Annotated in this window: 9 protein-coding genes; 7 read left to right on the top strand and 2 right to left on the bottom strand. The window is 64.4% G+C overall.

The annotated features are described in order from the left end of the window. Positions 1 to 50: 50 nt before the first annotated feature. Positions 51 to 1,304, bottom strand: coding sequence for a phosphonoacetate hydrolase (phnA, locus tag AT302_RS03165; RefSeq protein WP_058380063.1), 1,254 nt, complete (start codon positions 1,302 to 1,304; stop codon positions 51 to 53). 45 nt (positions 1,305 to 1,349) lie between these two features. Further along, the gene (locus AT302_RS03160) at positions 1,350 to 2,069 is read right to left on the bottom strand and encodes a phosphonate utilization associated transcriptional regulator (RefSeq protein WP_058377176.1); all 720 of its coding nucleotides are present in this window, start codon (positions 2,067 to 2,069) and stop codon (positions 1,350 to 1,352) included. Between the two features lie 344 nt (positions 2,070 to 2,413). Here AT302_RS03160 and AT302_RS03155 point away from each other — a divergent pair, with 344 nt between their 5' ends. The 7 genes from AT302_RS03155 (at position 2,414) to AT302_RS03125 (ending at position 17,030) form a co-directional block, all read left to right on the top strand. Then, positions 2,414 to 3,454 (top strand): putative 2-aminoethylphosphonate ABC transporter substrate-binding protein, encoded by a 1,041-nt coding sequence (locus AT302_RS03155; protein WP_058377175.1) that lies wholly within the window; start codon positions 2,414 to 2,416, stop codon positions 3,452 to 3,454. A 161-nt stretch (positions 3,455 to 3,615) separates the two neighbouring features. Then, positions 3,616 to 4,698 carry a putative 2-aminoethylphosphonate ABC transporter ATP-binding protein gene (locus tag AT302_RS03150; protein WP_058377174.1) on the top strand — a complete coding sequence of 361 codons (1,083 nt, stop codon included), beginning with the start codon at positions 3,616 to 3,618 and terminating at the stop codon, positions 4,696 to 4,698. Positions 4,699 to 4,705: 7 nt separating this feature from the next. Further along, complete coding sequence (locus tag AT302_RS03145) at positions 4,706 to 6,535, top strand: putative 2-aminoethylphosphonate ABC transporter permease subunit (protein WP_084656000.1); 1,830 nt, start codon at positions 4,706 to 4,708, stop codon at positions 6,533 to 6,535. Positions 6,536 to 6,658: 123 nt separating this feature from the next. Further along, on the top strand, positions 6,659 to 7,792 hold the full coding sequence (locus tag AT302_RS03140; RefSeq protein ID WP_058377173.1) for a 2-aminoethylphosphonate--pyruvate transaminase: 1,134 nt from the start codon (positions 6,659 to 6,661) through the stop codon (positions 7,790 to 7,792). Positions 7,793 to 8,245: 453 nt separating this feature from the next. Beyond that, the gene (locus AT302_RS27815; protein ID WP_058377172.1) at positions 8,246 to 8,752 is read left to right on the top strand and encodes an ESPR-type extended signal peptide-containing protein; all 507 of its coding nucleotides are present in this window, start codon (positions 8,246 to 8,248) and stop codon (positions 8,750 to 8,752) included. Beyond that, positions 8,749 to 16,452, top strand: a complete 7,704-nt coding sequence (locus tag AT302_RS03130) for an autotransporter-associated beta strand repeat-containing protein (protein WP_058377171.1) — start codon at positions 8,749 to 8,751, stop codon at positions 16,450 to 16,452. The genes AT302_RS27815 and AT302_RS03130 overlap by 4 nt, the downstream gene beginning before the upstream one ends. A gap of 134 nt (positions 16,453 to 16,586) precedes the next feature. Further along, the gene (locus tag AT302_RS03125) at positions 16,587 to 17,030 is read left to right on the top strand and encodes a DUF488 domain-containing protein (protein ID WP_084655998.1); all 444 of its coding nucleotides are present in this window, start codon (positions 16,587 to 16,589) and stop codon (positions 17,028 to 17,030) included. Positions 17,031 to 17,133 lie beyond the last annotated feature (103 nt).

Raw genomic sequence — 17,133 nt, 5'->3', positions numbered from 1 at the left:
TTCAAACTGGTCGGGGTGCCGGCGTAGGGCAGCGTTAGTCCAGACGTGACTCAGACGTGGTTGAGCGCGACGTCGAGAATGTCGAAGTTGCGCAGTCGCGCCTTGCCCGGAATGCCTTCGGTCTTGCGATTGAAGAGCAGCGGCACGGTCTGTTCGGAGATACCGCCATGCGAGCGCAGCGGCACGGTCAGCCCGGTCAGATCGTGACGGCTGGCGCTCGTGCCGAGCACCACCGACTGATCGCTCACGACCACGAGGTCGCCGACACGATCGGGCGGCAGTTCGAAACGCGCACAGGCTTCGGCGTTGGTCAGCACCACTTCGAGACCCGGCAACGCGGCGATGCGCTTGCGAATGGCATCGCGGTCGATATCACGCGGCAGGTAGATGGTGGCGAACGAACCGAGCGCACCGTGGTGAACGACATACGGATCGGTGATCGGCAGAATCACGCGCGCCCCGCCTTCGGCCACACCCTTGCCGAGCCAGTCGTCGAGCAAGTCCTGCAAATAGATCACGTTGGGCTGGCCGGTCTTCGGATCGTGCTTGGCGTTCATGCCGTGATCGGCGGTCAGGCCGATGACCGCGCCGAGTTCGTCCATGCGGCGCAGGTACTTGTCCATCATCGCGTAGAAGGCGTTGGCGCCTTCGGTGCCCGGGGCCCACTTGTGCTGCACGTAGTCGGTGGTCGACAGGTACATCAGGTCGACGTGGCGCGTTTCCAGCAAGCGCACACCGGCCGCGAACACGAACTCGGAGAGTTCTGCGCTATAGACATCCGGCACCGGCATGTCCACAAGACCCAGCACGTCTTCGATGCCGTTCTCGGCGAGCGTGACCTGATCGGCCTTCTCCGACGAGAAGCAGATGCCGGTCATCCGGTGGCCGAGCAACTTGCGCAGTTTGTCTTTGGCGGTGACGACAGCCACCTTGGCACCGGCGTCGGCAGCAGCTGCCAGCACTGTCCCCGCGCGCAGGTAGGCGGGGTCGTTCATCATGACTTCGGCGCCCTTGCCGCCGTCGGCGGCGGGGTCGTAGAAGTAGTTGCCGCAGATGCCATGCACGGCCGGGGGGGCGCCGGTCACGATGGACAGATTGTTCGGGTTGGTGAACGACGGCACCACGCAGTCGCCCTGAAACACCGCGCCATCGGCGAGCAGGTGTTTGAGGTACGGCGCGACACCGGCGTTGGCGGCGGCTTCGAGATATTCGAACTGGCAACCGTCGACACACACGATGACGGTGGGCTGTTGCGGCAGCCGGTACTGGCGGCCATTCACTTGGATCTGCACGGGCTGGTTCACGTCGGTCTCCTCAAGGGCAATTCGTTCGATCACGTCAATGTTTAATTAGCCGGCCTTCGCCTGCGTCGGCGCCGCGCCGGGCGCACGCGCCAGCGCTTCGCGAATGCGCGCCTGGCCGCGCGACAAGTGTTCGCGAATGACCTGAGCGGCGCGCGCCGGATCGCGCGAAGCGATGGCGCTCACGATGTCGCGGTGCTCACGTTCCGACTTCGGCGGTGCCGACGTATCGGCGGTCAGCGCTTCGTGGCGGAACAGGCTCAACTCCTTCACCAGCCGGCGATAGGTTTCAAGCAACTTGCGGTTGCCGACCATCTCGACGAGCGTGTCGTGAAACGCAAGGTTCAACTGGTAGTACGCCTCGCTGTCGCCCGCTTCCACGGCCTGATGCATCGCTTCGACCGACTCGCGCAGCCGCGTGAGTTGCTCCGACGTGATGACCTCGGCCAGCGTGCGCCCCACGTACTCATCAAGCACGCCGCGCAGGGTGTAAATCTCTTCGGCCTCTTCGAGCGAGATCACCCGCACGAACACACCGCGATTCTTTTCGGTGCGCAGCAGCCCCGCTTCTTCGAGCGCACGAAACGCCTCGCGCACCGGGCCACGCGACACGCCAAGACGCCCCGCCACTTCAATCTCGTTGAGCTTGGTCCCGGGCGTGAGCGTGCCGGCCATGATCTGGCGCTCGATCTCGTGCTGCACGAGCGTGGTGAGCGACTGGCTTTGCAGCAACTCGATGGCCGTGGCCGAAGTGGGCTTAGGGGTCATACCGTCTTCCTTATCTCTGAACTCTGATGCGAACATTCAGCAATCACGCGAGGCAATTTGTGGCGTTACGTGATTATTTTTGTTGCTTGACATTCAAGCACATCACTTTGTAGATTGTCAACAAAACACATCCGACATCGCAGACAAATTTGGCAACACGGTCGGGGTGAGTTGGTGAAGGCAGCGACAAAACTCTATCTGAATCAATGATTTCCATACTATTGGAGGTATTTGACGAGCAGATGACAAATGCAAAGAGTTTCAAGAAAAAGACATAATTTGCCAATAATATGCAACACATCGCCTCATAGAAGGCGCTTTTGCCCGACCCACAGGAGCCATTCATGAACCAATCGATGCGCCGCGCCCTGCGTGCTGCCGCCGCCCTAGCCGCCGGCCTTGTCTGTGCCGCTCAGGCCGGCCACGCCCTCGCCAAGACCACGTTGACTGTCTACACGGCGTGGGAGGTCGAAGTTATGCGGCCGTACGCCGAGGCCTTCCAGAAAGCGAACCCCGATATCGAAATCAAGTACGTGCGCGATTCCACCGGCGTGGTCACCGCCAAGGTGCTCGCCGAGAAAGCCAACCCGCAGGCGGACGTGATCGCGGGGCTCGCCGCATCGAGTCTCGAACTGATCAAGCAGGAAGGCCTGCTCACGCCGTATTCACCCAAGGGTTTCGATCAGCTCACGCGGGCCTACAGCGACAAGGCCACGCCGCCATCGTGGATCGGACTCGACGTGTGGGGCGCGACGGTGTGCTTCAACACGGTGGAAGCGGCCAAGCGCAACTTGCCGAAGCCGACGTCGTGGGAAGACCTGGCCAAGCCCATCTACAAGGGCATGATCGTGATGCCGAACCCGGCCACTTCGGGCACCGGCTTTCTCGACGTGACGGCGTGGCTCCAGATGTTCGGCAAGGAGGGCGGCTGGAAGTACATGGACGCGCTCGACAAGAACATCGTCAAGTACACGCACTCGGGCTCGAAGCCTTGTCGTGACGCAGGCGCAGGTGAGTACCCGATCGGCATCTCGTTCGAATTCAACGCCCATCGCACCAAGGCCGCCGGCGCGCCGATCGATCTGGTGTTTCCGAAGGAGGGGCTGGGCTACGACATCGAAGCCGCGGGCATCGTGAAGACCACCAAGAAGATGGACGCTGCGAAGCGCTACATGGACTGGCTGGCCAGCAAGGAAGCCAACGAGATGTACGCGAAGGACTGGGCCATCGTGGCGTATCCGGGCGTGGCGAAGAAGTTCGACACGATTCCCGCCAACTATCCCGACATGCTCGTGAAGAACGATTTCACGGAAATTGCCAAGAGCCGCGAATCGGTCCTCTCCGAGTGGCAGAAACGATACGGCGCGAAGTCGGAGAAGAAGTGACGAGCGCGGCATCGACCGCGCAGTGCTGAGGTAGCGCTGAGTTTGCGGCAGATGGCAAGTGCCGGGGGCGACGTGTTTCACCCGGCACTGCCACCGCCAAGCGCACCGCGCGCCGCCTCGCAACACACAAGTAGTCATGGACATCGCAGGAGGTCCCCCGAATGAGCGACGACACGTATCTGAGCCTCGCCGGCATCCACAAACGGTTCGACAACACCGTAGTGCTGGGTGACATTAATCTCACCGTTCGGCGCGGCGAGATGCTTTGTTTTCTCGGCCCGTCAGGGTGTGGCAAGACGACGCTGCTGCGCATCATCGCCGGGCTCGAAGCGCAGACCCACGGCAAGGTCTCGCAGAACGGCCGCGATATTTCCACCTTGCCGCCCATGCAGCGCGACTACGGCATCGTGTTCCAGTCGTACGCGCTGTTTCCGAATCTGAGCGTGGCGCAAAACGTCGCCTACGGCCTGACCAACCGTCGCGTACCGCGCGCCGAGCGCGACCAACGCGTCGCTGAGTTGCTCGAGATGGTCGGCTTGCCCGACGCGGGCAAAAAATTTCCCGGACAACTCTCGGGCGGGCAACAACAACGCATCGCCATCGCCCGCGCGTTGGCGACGTCGCCGGGCCTGTTGCTGCTGGACGAACCGCTCTCGGCACTCGACGCTCGCGTGCGGGTGCGCTTGCGCAGCGAGATCCGTGCGCTGCAACAGCGGCTGGGCATCACGACGATTCTCGTCACGCACGATCAGGAAGAGGCTTTGTCGATGGCCGACCGCATCGTGGTGATGAACCATGGCGTGATCGAGCAGGTCGGCACGCCCGGTGAGATCTATCAGCATCCGGCCACGCCGTTCGTCGCCGATTTCGTCGGCAAAACCAACATCCTGCCCGCACGCCTCGGTGACGCCGGACGTGTGCAAGTCGGCCGTTACGAACTGACCTGCGGCACGCTCAACGGCTGCCGTACCGGTGAAGACATTCGCGTGTTCTTCCGCCCTGAAGACGTGCGTGTGCGCGATCTCGACGACCTCGATGACGAAGCGAACGTCTTCGACGGCGCCGTGGAGAAGATTGAATTTCTCGGCGCGTTCTCGCGGGTGACCCTGCGCATGCAGGCATGCGAACACGCGCTCTATGCCGACCTCTCGCCTGCTGACATGCAGGCCCTGCAACCGGCCGCCGGCAGCGCCCTGCGCTTTGCCGTGCCGCGCGCCGCCGTGCGCGTCTTCCGTCAGGGGTGATGCCACGATGAGTTCCTTACCGTCGACACTGACTGCGACTTCGCCGGGGCAAGCGGCCGCGCCGCTCTCCGCCCAGAGTTCTCATGCTGCACCCGCCTCACATGCAGGACCGGCGGGCAGCGCGCCGCCCTCGACGTTGCGCCCTGCACGTCTGGCATCGCACTGGACGGACCGGCTTGCGCAGGCGCTGTTGCTGGTGGCCGCCGCCGCAGGCGTGCTCTTTCTGCTCGCACCGATGGCCGCCATTCTCATCAAGAGCGTGCAGGACAACGACGGCCACTTCGTCGGCTTGCGGCACTTCCGCGAGTACTTCCACTCGCCCGCGCTGTTCGGCTCGATCTGGAACAGCGTGTGGATTTCGATCGTGACGACCGGCATCACGGTGCCGTTGGCGTTCATCTTTGCCTATGCGCTCACGCGCAGCTGTATCCGCGGCAAGACGCTGCTGCGCAATATCGCGCTCATTCCGATTCTCGGGCCCACGTTGCTGCCCGCCATCTCGTTCATCTTCTGGTTCGGCAATCAGGGCGTATTGCGGCCGTTCATGGGGGACATCGATATCTACGGGCCGCTCGGCATCGTGATGTCGCTCGTGAACGCCACATTCCCGCACGCGCTGATGATCATGATCACCGCGCTCTCGCTCACCGACGCACGGCTCTACGAAGCGGCCGATGCGCTCGGCACGCCGGTGCTACGACGCTTCTTCACGATCACGCTGCCCGGGGCGAAATACGGTGTGATCAGCGCCGCGATGATCGTCTTCACTTACGCGATTTCGGACTTCGGGATTCCGAAGGTGATCGGCGGCGACTTCAACGTGCTCGCCACCGACATCTACAAACTCGTGATCGGACAGCAGGACTTCTCTAAGGGCGCCGTCGTCGGGCTGGTGCTGCTCGTGCCCGTGGGCATCACCTATCTGGTCGACTCGGTCGTGCAGCGCAAGCAGCAGGCGCTGCTCTCGGCGCGCGCGGTGCCTTACGTGCCCAAGCCCTCACGCGGCTTCGACTGGACGATGGCAGTACTGTGCTGGGGCATGGCGGCGATCATGCTCGCGATTCTCGGCATGGCGGTCTACGCCTCGTTCGTGAAATTCTGGCCGTACAACTTCAGCCTCTCGCTCGGCCACTATCGTTTCGGACTGGTGGAAAGCGGCGCTGTCGATGCCTACATCAACAGCGTGCAGATGGCGTTCTGGTGCGCGATCTGGGGCACAGCGGTGATCTTCGTCATCGCCTATCTGCTGGAGAAGACCAAGGGCCTCACGTGGGTGCGCGGTTTCATCCGCATGATGGCCGTGCTGCCGATGGGCGTGCCCGGTCTGGTGCTCGGTCTGGGTTACATCTTCTTCTTCGTGCCGGAAGGCAACCCGCTGCACGGTTTGTACGGTTCGCTGGCGATTCTCGTGATCGTCAACGTCGTGCATTACTACTCGTCGAGCCATCTCACGGCAGTGACGGCGCTCAAGCAGATCGATCCGGAATTCGAGTACGTGTCGGCCTCGTTGAAGGTGCCCTTCTATCGCACGTTCTGGCGCGTGTCGGCGCCAATCTGCCTGCCGTCGATCATCGACATCAGCCGCTATCTGTTCGTCAACGCGATGACCACCGTGTCTGCCGTGGTCTTCCTGTATTCGGCCGACACCTCGCTGGCGTCGGTGGCCATCGTCAACATGGACGAAACCGGCTCGATCGGGCCCGCCGCCGCCATGGCCACGCTGGTCGTGCTCACCTCGATGCTCGCGTGCCTGCTTTATCACGGCATTCAAATCGTGGTGGAGCGCTACACGCAGGCATGGCGGCGTCCGACAGCGCTTTCTCGTAAAGGTCATTGAAAGGTGATTGAAAGGCGGCGCGCCCATGTCCTGTGTCCGCAGCATGGCGTGCGCCGGTGCTTCCCAAGTTGCTTCTCTCTTGTTTGATTCTCGTTTGATTCCCCCGCTCAATAGGAGGCGGTCATGATTCTCGGTCAGGAACCGATTCTGCTTACCCCCGGCCCGCTCACCACGTCGCCGGCGACCCGACAGGCCATGCTGCGCGACTGGGGCTCGTGGGACACCCAGTTCAACCAGATCACCGCTTCGCTGTGCCGCGATCTCGTCGATATCGTGCATGGCGGCAACGACTATGCATGCGTGCCGCTGCAAGGCTCGGGCACGTTCTCGGTCGAAGCGGCCATCGGCACACTCACGCCGCGCAATGCGCGCATTCTGGTGCCCGATAACGGTGCCTATTGCCAGCGCATCCTGAAGATCTGCCGCTATCTCGGACGCGACGCCGTAGCGCTGCCCATCGCCGAAGATCAGGCCGCGAGCGCAGCGGCGATCGACGAAGCGCTCACGCGCGACCCGTCGATCACCCATGTGGCGCAGGTGCATCTGGAGACGGGTGCCGGTGTGCTCAACCCGCTCGCCGACATCGCCCGCGTGTGCCAGAAGCATGGCAAGGGGCTCATCGTCGACGCGATGAGTTCGTTCGGCGCCGTGGAGATCGACGTGCGCACGATGCCGTTCGACGCGCTGATCGCCGCCAGCGGCAAGTGCCTCGAAGGCGTACCGGGCATGGGCTTCGTGATCGTGAAGAAGTCGGTGCTGGAGGCGTCCGCAGGCAACAGCCACTCGCTGGCGATGGATCTGCACGACCAGTACGTATATATGCAGAAGACCACGCAATGGCGCTTCACGCCGCCGACACACGTTGTCGCTGCGCTGCGCGCGGCGGTCGATCAGTTCCTCGCAGAAGGCGGCCAGCCGGTACGCGGTGAGCGATATCGCCGCAACTGCCGCGCGCTGGTCGAGGGCATGGCGTCGCTCGGCTTCCGGCCGTTTCTGTCGGCCGACGTGCAAGCGCCTGTGATCGTCACGTTCCACGCGCCGACCGACAGCAAGTACGACTTCAAGGCGTTTTATGCGGCGGTGCGCGAGCGCGGTTACGTCCTGTATCCGGGCAAACTCACCCAGTTGGAGACGTTTCGCGTGGGTTGTATCGGCGCTATCGACGACAACGAGATGCGCAACGTCGTCACAGCGATTGCGCAAACGCTGACATCACTCGATATCCGGCAAGTCGCACCGCTGACGAAGGCCGCATAGTCGCGAGCCGGTTCACATCGCCTACGCTTCACACGTGACACTGACGAACGCCACAGCGCAACGCGCGGCGTTCGTCAGTCCAATCTGCGGGCCTACGCATGTGCCTCGCACAGCGGGAATCCTCCGAATCTAGCCCCCGCTTCCGACGCCCGAACGGCGTCGTCTCCTTCGCCGCACCGTCTTGATTCGTCAGCATTTCCCGGCACCGCCACCATGCCGCGCCGCGACTTGTCACGTCGTCATGGCCGCGTGCTATCCCCCGCCGCTTTCTAGAATGCCCCGCACACAAACCGCGCATTAGTGCTTCGTCCGTCGGTGTTTGCGTCTTCTCTACGACGCACATCGGCATCGTGGCTCCCCCCGAATGTCGCCTGCCATGGGTGTCGCGCTTTCCGACTTTCCGCGCGCAAACCGCCCGTCCCCACACCGCACGCCTTTTGGAATCGGAACGCGATGAACAAGCACCTCTATCGTTTGGTCTGGCGGCATTGCCGCGTCGATGTCGTCCCCGCGCCGGAGACGGCCTGCCAGCGCACCGGAACGGCACCGGCATCCCGTACCCGGGGGGCAGGCCGACGCAGCGCGGCAACCTCCGGTGCGCCAGCGTCGGCACTCACCCGACTGTGTCTCGCCTGCGTCGCGTTGTTGAGTGCGACCGTCGCCGCGCCTGCATGGGCCACCTGCACGGTCGCCGGCAGCGTCGTCACGTGCAGCGGCGCCGCCAACCCGCTGGCACCGTCATTCTCGGATGCCGCCAACAGTCTCCAGGTGAACGTGAACAGCGGGGCCGGTGTCGGTGTGCTGCTCGGCATCGGCGGCACGGCGATGACGCTCACCGGCAACAACGTCACGCTCGTCAACGGCGGCACGATCGATCCTTCAGTACTCGGCAGCCTTGGCCTGCTCGCCAGCGGGACGGTCATCGGCAACGGCATGCCGGGGGCAGCACCCAGACGGTGACGAACAACGCGATCATGCGCGGCACCGTGGGCTTGCTCGGGGTCAATCTGCCGGGGCTGACGGGGCTGGCGCTCACGGTGCAGAACGCCGTGGGTGGCAGCACCGTCATCAGCAACAGCGGCACGCTCGGTGCGTCGCCAATTCTCGGCGTATCGCTCACAGGCACGGGCAGTGCACCGGTCGTCGCTGCGTATGGCGGCGGCGCCGTCAATTTCACCAACTCGGGCACGGTGCTCGGTCGCATCGCGTTTCAGGCCAACGGCACACCCGGCGCGGGCAACACGTTCACCAACGACGGCACGATCAGCGGCAGCGTGTCGCTTGGTGCCGGTAGTACGAATACGTTCACCGCCGTCACAGGATCGACGTTGAACGATGGTGGCAGCGTCGGTCTCGCAGCCCTGCCCGTGACCGGATTCGCGTTGGGATTCGCCGCGACCGGGACAGTCGATGGCGGTGCGGGCGGGAACAACTCGCTGGTGTTGAGCAACTCGGCAAATAACAACACGACCATCGGCAACGGCACGCTCAACGGCGCGAGTTACGTGAATTTCTCGCAGGCAACGGTCAACGGTGGCACATGGACGCTGAACGGGCCGCTCGCCGTCACGTCCACAACGCTTAACGGCGGTCTCGCCATCTTCAATGACCCGGGCAGTTTCGGCACCGGCACGCTGGTCGTGAACGGCGGCGGCATGCAAGCGGCGAACGCGGGCCTCTCCCTGACGCTCCCCGTCACGCTCGGCGCAAACGGCCTCACTGTTTCCGGCAGCAACCCGCTCGCTGTGAGCGGTGTACTCGGTGGCACGGGTGGCGTGTCGCTCACGGGGACCGGCAGCCTCACCTTGTCGGGCGCGAACACGTACAGCGGAGGCACATCGCTGAGCAGCGGCACGCTCATTGCAGGCAACAATAATGCCTTGGGTAGCGGTGCCGTGCAGGTCTCTGGGTCGAGCGCCGTGCTCGATGCTATCGGGCCACTTACGCTGACCAATCCGATCGCAGTGGGGGGCGGCAGCACGCTGACATTCGGGGGCAGTGCACCACTCACGCTCGCCGGGCAAATCTCGGGCAGCGGCAACGTCGTCAAGCAAGGTGCGCAGACCGTCACGCTCACCGGCACCAACACCTTCAGCGGCGGCATGAATCTCGCCGCGGGTACGTTGGCGCTATCGGGCGCCGGCACGTTGCAGGTGGCAGGTACCGCACTGACGCTATCGGGCAGCGGTGCCGCGTTCGACATCTCGAATGCAAACGGCGATCGCACGATTGCCGGACTGTCCGGGGTGGCAAACACACGGATCGTGCTCGGCGCGCACAACCTCACGCTCGGCAACAGTGCCAGCGGTGCCTTCGCAGGCGTGATCAGCGGCACGGGCGGCATCATCAAGGCGAACGGCGACACGCAAACGCTCTCGGGCGGCAACACGTACACGGGTGGCACCACGATCAACGCCGGGGGTATCGCACTCGGCGCCGGTGGCTCACTCGCTAGCACGGGCGCGGTGTCGCTGCTCGGCTCGGGGACGGCGTTCGATATCAGTCAGGCGGGTGCGCAGACCATCGGCGCACTCTCGGGGGTGGCCGATTCCACCGTCTCGCTCGGCGCGGCCACGCTGACGTTCGGCGATGGCAACAACGAAAGCTTCGGCGGCAGCATCACCGGCAACGGCGGCATCGTCAAACAAGGCACGGGGACGCAAACGCTTTCCGGCCCGAATACGTTCATCGGCCCCATCGCCATCGATGCGGGCACATTGTCTGTCGGCGGGACCGGCACGTTGTCGGGCAACGCGGTGAACGTCGCCGGTGGCGCGGCGTTCGATATCAGCAATGGTGAAAATCAGACGATCGGCGCGTTGTCGGGGGCCACGGGTAGCGCGGTCAATCTTGGCGACAACACGCTGTCGTTTGGCGACACCACGAATCAGACCTTCGGCGGCGCGATTAACGGGAACGGCGGCGGCATCGTCAAGTTCGGCACCGGCACGCAAACGCTCACCGGACAGCAGACATTCACCGGCAGCGTCGTGGTCGGGGGCGGTGCACTGGTTGTCGGGGCAGGCGGCGGCCTGTCCTCGCAGAGTGCCGTCATTCTCGGCGACAACACGACGTCGCTCGATATCAGCGATGCTGGCGCGCAAACCATTGGTTCGCTGAGCGGGGGCGCCGCACAGGTGCAACTCGGCGCGAGCATACTGACCTTCGGCGACAACACCGGGCAGACGTTCACCGGCAGCATTCACGGCACGGGCGCGCTCATCAAGCAAGGTGCAGGCGTGCAGACGTTGACGGGCGCGAGTGACTTCACCGGCGGCGTGACGGTGAACGCTGGCGGTCTGGCGCTCGGCACAGGCGGCTCGCTGCAAGCCGCGAACGCGCTATCGCTGTCGGGGGCGAATACCGTGTTCGATATCGGCGCGGCCGGGCCGACCACCGTGGGCGCGCTCACCGGTATGACGGGTAGCGCCATCGCATTGGGAACACAGACGCTCACGTTCGGCGATGCATTGGATGAGACGTTCAACGGTGTCTTTCACGGCACTGGCGCCGTTGTGAAAACCGGTGCAGGCGTGCAGACGCTGACCGGTGCAAGCGACTTCACCGGTGGCACGACGGTCAATGCGGGCGGGTTGATTGCCGGCAACAATCTCGCACTCGGCACAGGCGCGCTGAACATCGCCAACAATGCGACGCTCGACAGTACGCAAGCGGTTACGCTCGGCAACAACGTCAATCTGACCGGCACGCTGACTGTCCTCGGGACAAACGACGTGACGCTGAATGGCGTGCTCGCCGGGCTCGGTGGACTCACCAAAACGGGCAACGCGACGCTCACGCTGGGGGGTTCCAACACCTATACAGGCGCGACCAGCATCAACGCCGGGACACTCGCGCTGGGCGCCGGGGCATCGTTGAATGCGGCAGGCACGATCAACGTCGCGAGCGGCGCCACGCTCGATCTTTCGGCAGGAAATGGCACGCAAACGATCGGCGCGCTCGACGGCGCGGGAACCGTCAATCTCGGCGGTGTGGTGACGACACTCGGCGATATCGGAAACGATACGTTCAGCGGCACCATCGCCGGGACAGGGTCGCTGGTCAAAGTCGACACGGGGACCCAAGCGCTCACGGGGCAGAACACGTACACCGGCGGCACCACAGTACAAGCGGGGACGCTTGCGTTAAGCGGCGCTGGCGCGTTGGCGTCGAGCGGCGCGCTCACGCTAAGCGGTACCGGCGCGACGTTCGATATTTCCAGCGCGAACGGACCGCGCACCATCGGCGCGCTTTCCGGCGTCGCCGGCTCACAGATCGATTTGGGCGCGAATACGCTAACGTTTAGTGACGCCACGGGGCAGCACTTCGGCGGCGTAATTTCAGGCACGGGGGGCATCGTCAAACAAGGCACGGGGTCCGCAAGATTTGACGGCGTGCAGTTGTACACCGGCACCACAACCGTTACCGACGGTGCGCTCTTCATCGGACGTACGGGAAGTCTTGCGGCAGGGGCACGCGTCGTGGTCGATGGTGTGAACGCGTCGTTTGACCTGAGCGACGCGGGTGACCTGACCATTGGCAGCCTGTCAGGCACGAGCGGTGTCGTCGCCCTCAGCCGGAATACGCTGACATTCGGCGACGCGAGCGACGAGACGCTGGCCGCAGCGATTCAGGGGTACGGCAACGTCGTCAAACAAGGCACAGGCACGCAAACGCTCACGGGTGAGAACCTGCTGGCGGGCATGCTCACGGTCGCCGACGGGGCGGTAGTGCTCGGCGCAGGCGGCTCGCTACTGAACATGACCGACGTCACACTCGATGCCGGCACATCGCTCGATGTTAGCGCCGCCACGGCACCTACGGTTGGCGCACTCAACGGGGTAGCGGGCAGCACGCTTCGCATCGGCGCAACAGCGATAACGCTCGACAGCGGCAACAACGGCACGTTCGGCGGAACGCTGAGTGGGCCGGGCGGCATCGTCAAACAGGGCAGCGGTACGCAAACGCTCTCGGGCGGCATGGTGCTGTCCGGCACGGTGCAAATCGATGCGGGCACGCTCGCGTTACGCGGTGGAACGCAACTCGATTCCGCCGCCGTCGGTCTCAACGGCTCGACAAGTGTCCTCGATGTTGCGGCCGGGCCGACGCAGGTCGTCAGCACACTTACCGGTGTGGCCGGCAGTGTCATTGGGCTTGACCACGCGACATTGAGTTTCGGCACTGCCGGTGACAACACACTCGCCTCGGACATCCACGGCGCTGGCGGACAGCTCGTCAAAGTCGGCAACGGCGTGCAAACGCTTTCCGGCAACAGCGACTTCAGTGGTGGCATGAACGTGCAGGCAGGCGGCATCCTCGTCGGCAGCAATGCCGCGTTGGGCACCGGCACCGTCACCTTTGCCGATGCAACATCGCTCGATGCCACGCAAGCCACCACGCTCGGCAACCAGATCAGGCTCAACGGCAATCTCGACGTGCTCGGCACGCACGATCTCACGCTCAACGGCGCCGTCGTCGGTGGGGGCGGCATCACTAAAAATGGCAGCGCCACGCTTACGCTCAACGGGGAGAACACTTACATCGGCGCAACCAACGTTAATGCCGGCACCCTCGCGTTGGGCGCGGGTGCCAGCCTCGATTCGGGCGGCGTTGTCGATGTGCAGACGGGCGCCACCTTCGACCTGTCGGCCGGTAACGGCACGCAGACATTTGGCGCACTCACGGGCGGTGGTGCGATCAACATGGGTGGCAATGTGCTCGAAGTCGGCAGCAGCGGCGCCGATGAAACCTTCAGCGGTGGCGTCGCTGGCAGCGGCAGCCTTGTGAAGATGGGGACAGGTGTCGAAACCATGACCGGCAGCAACACCTTCACCGGCGGCACGGTCGTGCAGGCCGGCACGCTGTCTCTCGCGGGTGCAGGCACGTTGGCCACCACGGGCGCCATGACGCTCCAGAACGCTGGCGCCACGCTCGACATTTCGGGCGCGAACGGCGGCCGCACCATCGGCGCGCTCACCGCGCAAGCGGGTACGAACGTCACGCTCGGCAACAACACGTTGACCTTTGGCGACGTGTCCAGCCACACCGTGAACGGCACGATCTCGGGCACCGGCGGCATCGTCAAGCAAGGCAGCGGAACGCAGACCCTGACCGGTCAGCAGCAGTTCACCGGCACCACCACCATCGACGACGGCACGCTCGCGCTGGGCGCGACTGGCAAGCTCGCGACGGGCGCCAATATCGTGGTGGCAGGCAGCCAAGCAGCGTTCGACATCAGTGCTGCGGGCGATCAGACGGTCGGCACGTTGTCCGGCAGCGGCGGTAACGTGAATCTGGGGGGCAACACGCTGACGTTCGGCGACGGTACGCACCAGACCCTCATGAGTGCCGTCAACGGCACAGGCGGCATCGTGAAAGTCGGCGCGGGAACGCAAACACTCACGGGACAAAACACCTTCTCCGGCGATATCGACGTCACGAACGGCACCCTTGCGCTCGGCGCGGGCGGTGCGCTCTCCGGCAGCAATAACGTGACGCTGGCGGGCGGCACGATGTTCGACGTCAGTCAGGGCAGCACACCGACAACGGTCACGATTGCCGGTCTCGACGGTGCCGCCGGATCAACGGTGTCGCTCGGTGCGCAATCGCTCACACTCGGCGGTGCTGGCGACAGCACGTTCGATGGCGTGATTCAGGGCACCGGGGGCATCACCAAACAAGGCAACGCCACCGTGACGCTCGGTGGTAACAACCGCTACAGCGGGGGCACCACGGTGAATGGCGGCGGCGTCACCGTCACTTCGCCAGCAGGCCTCGGCACCGGCGGCCTGACGCTCACACAAGGCACGGTCACCACGCAAGGCGTCGACGTCACCTTGCCCTCGCTGACCGGGACGACGCAAGGCGCACTTGCGATCAACGGCGGGTCCGTCACCGTGTCGTCGGGCAACTTCGGCGGCAGCGTGTCTGGCAGTGGCGGGCTGACCAAAACGGGCGGCGGAACGCTCACGCTCAGCGGCAACAATCCGATCACCGGCCCAACAACGGTTGTCGGTGGCACGCTCGGCATCGGCAATCTCGGTCACTCGCCGGTAACCGTTCAAGCGGGCGGCACATTGACGACTCCCGCGCCCGTCTCGGCGGGCGGCAGCGGTACGGGCGCGCAGACCGGACCGTTGACTGGTGCAAGCGGTAGCCAGATTGTCGTGAGTTCACCGGGGACAACGCTCGGCGTCGGCGGCAATCTGACGCTTCAGCCGGGCTCGACGCTTCAAGTCAGCGTGGCCCCCGGCACGGCACCCAGTCAGGTGAATGCGACGGGTAGCGCCTCTGTCGGCGGCAGCAATCTTGTCGTGAACGCCGCCCCGGGCACGCAGCCCGCCAGCGCATCAGGTGCCGTGATCGTCTCGGCGGCCAATGGCGTGAGCGGACAGTTCGCGTCGACGTCGACCAACCTGCTCTACCTCTCGCCACAGGTGAGCTACACGCCGACGACGGCATTGCTCTCGTTCACGCCGAATGGCACACCGCTTTCCGCTGGCGGTGTCACGCCGAATCAAAAGGCCGTCGCGTCAGCGGTGTCGATGCTCGGCACCGGCAGCCCGCTATACCAAGCGGCATTAGGTCTGACGGCAGACACCGCGCCCGCCGCGTTCGCCAGTCTTGACGGCAGTCTGCATGCGTCCATCGCGTCGATGCTGCTCAGTCAGAGTCAGGTGACACGTGACGCCGCGTCGCAGCGCCTTCGCGACAGCCTGCTGTTCACCGACGATTGCGAGACCGGCAGCCATTCGCGTGAGGGCGAGTTGACGACGCCCCCGAACGACTTCGATTGCCGTGGGCAACGCCGGGCAACCCAAGCGTGGGCATCGGTCTACGGCAGCGATGGTCAATTGCGCGCGGCATCGGTGGCGAGCGGTGGTGCCGGGGCATCGACGTTGTACCGTCGCGGCATGGGCGTGCTGGTCGGTGTCGATACCCCTGTCGCCGATACTTGGCGTGCGGGAGTCCTCGGCGGGCTGGGGCACGACACGTTCAACACGGGCACTACGGCGTCGGGAAACAGCAACGATGCGCAGATGGGCGCGTATGTGAGCCGCCGCTTCGGGCACCTTGGCGCCATGCTCGGCGGCTCGTACGCGTTGCAGCAGATCAGTTCACGGCGTGCCGTCGCCATCGGCCCCATTGCACAGACCGCGCGTGCCAGCTATGACGCCGCGACGTGGCAGGTCTTCGGCGAAGCGGCATGGCGATTCGATATGGGCCGCGCCGGCATCGAGCCCTTTGCGACGATGGCGCATGCGTGGGTGCGTACCGATGCGTTCAACGAATCGGGCAGCGCCGCCGACCTTCACGCCGACGAACAGACGCGCGGCATCACGTTTTCGACGTTGGGGGTGCGGGGTGACTTGCCCTTCGGCACCAGCACGGGCACCGCAGCGTTGGGTCGCGTGCGGCTGTCGGCAGGCTGGCGGCACGCGTTTGGCGCGGACACGCCAGATGCCCAACTCGCCTTTGTCGACAGCGCGGCCGGCTTCACGGTCGGTGGCGTGCCGATCGCCCGGGATGCGACGATTGTGGAGGCCGGTATCGACGCCTTCGTCGGGCAAGCGCTCACGCTGGGCGTGAGCTACACCGGGCAGTTCGGCAGTCAGGTCACCGACAACGCTTTTTTCGGCAATCTCAACTGGCGTTTCTGAACCACAGGGGGTGCGGGGATGCGGGTGGGCGGCGCGATGCGGTATGGGCGCGCCGCTCGCCTCGTCCGGCATCCTCCGGTAAGCTTGCGGCTATTGCGCTCGTTCGCGTCCCCCCTCGCGGAGGCTGTTCCCTCATGCCGTCACCGAAAGCTACGAAAGCCGCTGCGGCACACGCGCCCCGCAGTACCGCCAAGTCTGGCGACCAACACACCGACCTCCATTTCAAACGTGTCTACGACGCACCGTCGCCTGATGACGGGCAACGCGTGCTGGCCGATCGTCTGTGGCCGCGCGGGCTCTCCAAAGAGAAAGCCAAGATCGACTTCTGGGCCAAGGACGTCACGCCGAGCACAGACCTGCGTAAGTGGTTTCACGAGCATCCCGAGCAGTTCAACGATTTCCGTACGCGCTTTCTCGATGAGCTGAATACGCTCGACGCCGATCACAACGCGATGCTTGCCGAACTGCGCACGCGATTGACCCAAGGGCGCGTGACCCTGCTCACGGCCGCGCACAAACTCGAAGACGGCGACGCGCAAACGCACCTTCACGTGCTGCGCGATTTTCTGGCGTCGTAGCGCGTCGCAACACCAGCATCGGAACGCACCGCTGCCCTACTGCACGATGCGCACTGTGAAACCGCTCACCGTGCAGGAGAGGAGTCATGAACGCGTATCACGC

Source organism: Pandoraea norimbergensis (genome assembly GCF_001465545.3).
GTDB classification, from domain to species: domain Bacteria; phylum Pseudomonadota; class Gammaproteobacteria; order Burkholderiales; family Burkholderiaceae; genus Pandoraea; species Pandoraea norimbergensis.
This window is presented reverse-complemented; position numbering and strand designations above follow the sequence as displayed.

Excerpts from the sequence above, each read along its gene's own strand:
- AT302_RS03145 (WP_084656000.1), top strand. The coding sequence starts at position 4,706 with ATGAGTTCCTTACCGTCGACACTGACTGCGACTTCGCCGGGGCAAGCG.
- AT302_RS03155 (WP_058377175.1), top strand. The coding sequence starts at position 2,414 with ATGAACCAATCGATGCGCCGCGCCCTGCGTGCTGCCGCCGCCCTAGCC.
- AT302_RS27815 (WP_058377172.1), top strand. The coding sequence starts at position 8,246 with ATGAACAAGCACCTCTATCGTTTGGTCTGGCGGCATTGCCGCGTCGAT.
- AT302_RS03160 (WP_058377176.1), bottom strand. The coding sequence starts at position 2,069 with ATGACCCCTAAGCCCACTTCGGCCACGGCCATCGAGTTGCTGCAAAGC.
- AT302_RS03150 (WP_058377174.1), top strand. The coding sequence starts at position 3,616 with ATGAGCGACGACACGTATCTGAGCCTCGCCGGCATCCACAAACGGTTC.
- AT302_RS03140 (WP_058377173.1), top strand. The coding sequence starts at position 6,659 with ATGATTCTCGGTCAGGAACCGATTCTGCTTACCCCCGGCCCGCTCACC.
- AT302_RS03125 (WP_084655998.1), top strand. The coding sequence starts at position 16,587 with ATGCCGTCACCGAAAGCTACGAAAGCCGCTGCGGCACACGCGCCCCGC.